The organism is Motilibacter deserti (genome assembly GCF_011250635.1).
GTDB lineage: Bacteria > Actinomycetota > Actinomycetes > Motilibacterales > Motilibacteraceae > Motilibacter_A > Motilibacter_A deserti.
In genome coordinates, this window is sequence record NZ_JAANNP010000152.1 from 1 (window position 1) to 3406 (window position 3406).

3 protein-coding genes are annotated in these 3406 nt (G+C 74.2%); 2 read left to right on the forward strand and 1 reads right to left on the reverse strand.

Annotation, left to right across the window (positions count from 1 at the left end; translation table 11 throughout):
* Positions 1-728: MFS transporter (locus G9H71_RS21605; protein WP_166284836.1), on the forward strand; the 728-nt coding region annotated here is incomplete at its 5' end.
* A 483-nt stretch (positions 729-1211) separates the two neighbouring features.
* Here G9H71_RS21605 and G9H71_RS21610 read toward each other — a convergent pair.
* A complete protein-coding gene (locus G9H71_RS21610) occupies positions 1212-1865 on the reverse strand; it encodes a hypothetical protein (protein WP_166284837.1) in 654 nt (217 codons plus the stop codon).
* Between the two features lie 350 nt (positions 1866-2215).
* Here G9H71_RS21610 and G9H71_RS21615 point away from each other — a divergent pair.
* On the forward strand, positions 2216-3406 hold a 1191-nt coding region (locus G9H71_RS21615; RefSeq protein ID WP_166284838.1), incomplete at its 3' end, for a methyl-accepting chemotaxis protein.

Below are 3406 nucleotides of genomic sequence, written 5' to 3' on the forward strand. Positions count from 1 at the left end.
CGCTGGCGTACGCCGCGACCGGCGCGGCGCGCTCCTGGCGGCCCGTCCCGGTCGAGGAGCACGTCGCGCCGGTCGGCGGCGCGCGCTCGGTCCTCGCCTTCCCCGGCATGGCCGCGCTGCTCGCGGTGGGGCTGTCGCTGGCGGTGCTCTTCGGCTGCGTCGACACCTCGATCGCGGCTACCGCGCGCGACGTGCTGGACGACCAGTCCAAGCTCGGCCTGCTCTTCGCCGCGATCGCCGGGGGAAGCGCCATCGGCGGGCTGCTGTACGGCGCGCTCGCGGGGCACCAGGGGGAGGAGCGGCGGCTGCCAGCCACGCTGGCCGCCATCGCCTGCGGGCTCACCGCGGTGGCCCTGGTGCTCCGGCTGGACCCGCCGCCGCTGGCGCCGCTGCTCCTCCTGCTCTTCTTCTCCGGGCTGTGCATCGCCCCGACGTTGCTGATCCTGCAGAACCTCGTCGACGTCCTGGCCCCGCGCCACCGGGTGAACGAGGCGCAGGCGTGGCTGGCGATGAGCGGCACGGCCGGGGCTGCCGCCGGCACGGCGGTCGCGGGCGGGGTCATCGACGCCGGGGGCGTCTCGACGTCGGTGGGGGTGGGCGCGGGCTTCGGCGTGCTCGCCGCCGTCGTCGCGCTCGGCGCCCAGCGGGCGTGGCACCGCGCGCGCCGCGGCGAGCCCGCGCAGGCGGCGCCGGCGGCCGCGGCGGCCGGCCGGCCGAGCGCCGGGTGACCCGCCCCGCGGCCGCCGCGTCCAGGCCTCAGGGGCCGACGGCCCCCACCCGCCGCCGGGGCCGCCGCCCGCGGGGCGGTCCCCTCCGTCGCACCCGCGGCCTCGCTCGCGCTCGAGCTGCTCCCGCCCGAAGCCAGCCCGCCCGTGGAGAGGATGCACGGCTCAGCTGACGTGGTGCCTGCCGCGAGCTGGCAGAACCCTGGACGCCCTACACCTGAAGCTCTCTTCGGTCGCACCGCGATCACAGTGTCGTCCCAGCTGCGTCCCAGCGATGTCCCACCGTGCTCGCGCAGGCTGGGAGTGCCTGGCCGACGAGGAGGGGCGCTGACCGACGCGGGCCGCGAGCGGGCAGTGGCGGGGACGGTGCCCGGCACGTTCGCCGAGTTCGCCGACGAGGCCGCGTCCGACTGAGGCGACACCTCGTCCAGACACGCCAGCCGCCGCCCGGGGAGGCCCGGACGGCGGCTGGGGAGGGGCGTCAGGTCAGCTGGCGGTGCCGCTCGGCGAGGGGGTCGCCGACGGGCTGGTCGACGGCGCGGGGGTCGTCGACGAGCCGCCCTTGGGGCCGCCGCCGAAGTGGTGGCCACCGCGGCCGCCCAACGGGCGCGTGCTCGTGACCCGCTCGGTGATCCGGGTCTCGAGGTCGGCGCTGATGGAGTCGGCCTGCGCCTGGGTGAGCTTGCCCGCCTTCACCGCGTCGGCGAGCTCGGTCTTCGCCGCCGCGACGAGCTTGTCGACCAGGGTGTCCTGGCTGACGCCGTTGGCCTCGGCTACCTGGGCCAGCGTCTTGCCCGCCTCGAGCTGGGTGCGCAGCTCGTCCGCCGTCACCCCGATGATCCCCGCCGCCGTGTCGAGGCCGGCGCCGAAGCCGAGGCCCCGGCCGCCGAACCCGCGACCGCCCTTGGGCAGGTTGTCCGCCAGCGTGGTCGCGACCTTGTCGGCCTGGGACTGGGTGATGGTCCCGTCCGACACGAGGCCGGCGAGGGCGTCCTTGATCGCCGTGACGCGGTCCGAGACCGCCGACGTCCCGCTCGTGGCGGCAGACGCTGCGACCGGGCCGAGCGTCGCTCCCACTCCGAGGCCGGCCAGGCCCGTGGTCACGGCCAGGACGAGGCCGGACGTCCGTGTCAGCTTCATGGTGTCTCCTTCGTTCGGCCCACGGTGGGCTCGCTCTCCCAGTTACGGCGCCGACCCTGTGCGGGAGCTAAGACCGGCCTGGGGTGTGGCTAAGGAAGTGCTGGCAGCTGCCGGAGAGGTGGCTCGCGCACGGCGCCGCGCGTCGCGTTCGGTCTTCGGGGCCACATCAGCAGAAGCGACGTTCAATGATTGTTGCTTCAGGACAACGCAGGCTTCGTGCGGTGTCGTCGCAGGCCAGGGAGGTACTGGCCCATGGCGTACGCGCGCGCCACTGGCTTCAGCTATGGCGCGTGCACGCCGATGGGGTCGATGGAGCGCGGAATAGCCGCGCAGGGCCAGAAGGAACCCCCATGAGCAGCACTACTCCCGCGGCTCCGCCCGCGCCCCGCGCTCTGCCCCGACTGACGGGCCGAAGGATCGGCACGAAGCTCCTGCTGACCGTGCTGGTCGCGGGCCTCGTGGCCGTGGTCACCGGCGCCGTCGCCTGGTCGCGCATGGGCAAGCTGGACGACAGTGTGAGCGACCTGCGCAGCAACAACATCGCCCGCCTCGGCCACCTCGTCGAGGTGCAGGGCGCGTTCTCGGACTTCTTCCGGGCGCTCTACCTCGCGAACATCAGCCAGGGTGCCGAGAAGGCGCAGTACGAGGAGGCCATCCGCAAGGCCGAGGCCGACCTCGACGCCGCCGCCGAGGAGTACGGCGACCACCCGGACGGCAGCGCCGAGTGGAAGCAGAACGCCGCTCTCTTCACGGCCAACTGGCCGGTCTACAAGGCCATCGTCAACAACCTCATCCTCGGCGACGCCATTCCCGCCGGCGTCGACGCCGGCTCGACGCCGGAGGAGCAGCTCAAGACCCTGACCACGGCCGAGGAGAACGTCAACAAGGCGATCGACGGCCTCGGCGTGCTCGACACCGAGCTCGCCGACGACGCCGCGGCCTCCGCGCACTCCACCGCGACCGGTGCCCGCACCCTGATCGCAGTGCTCCTCGTCCTCGGGCTGCTGCTCGCCCTGGGCCTGGCGTTCCTCATCGGCCGCAGTGTCACCCGGCGTCTCGGGGCCGTGCGCGACGTGCTCGGCGCCGTTGCCGACGGCGACCTCACAGTAAAGGCCGAGCAGCAGGGCAACGACGAGGTCGCCGAGATGGCCACCGCCGTCAACGCCGCGGTCGCGGCCGTCCGGGAGACCGTCGCCACGCTCGCCGCCAGTGCGACGACGCTGGCCGACGCCTCCCAGCGGGCGAGCGGTTCGGCCGAGCAGATGGCGGCGGCGTCGGCCGACGCCGCACAGGAGACGGCCGTCCTCGCAACGACGGCCGACGAGGTCTCGCACAGCGTGCAGACCGTCGCCGCCGGCGCCGAGCAGATGGGCGCCGCCATTCGCGAGATCGCGCAGTCGGCCGGCGATGCCGCGTCGGTCGCGAGCCGTGCGGTGAGCGCCGCGCAGCACACGACCGAGACGGTCACCAAGCTCGGCGAGTCAAGCGCCGAGATCGGCAACGTCGTCAAGGTCATCACCTCGATCGCCGAGCAGACCAAC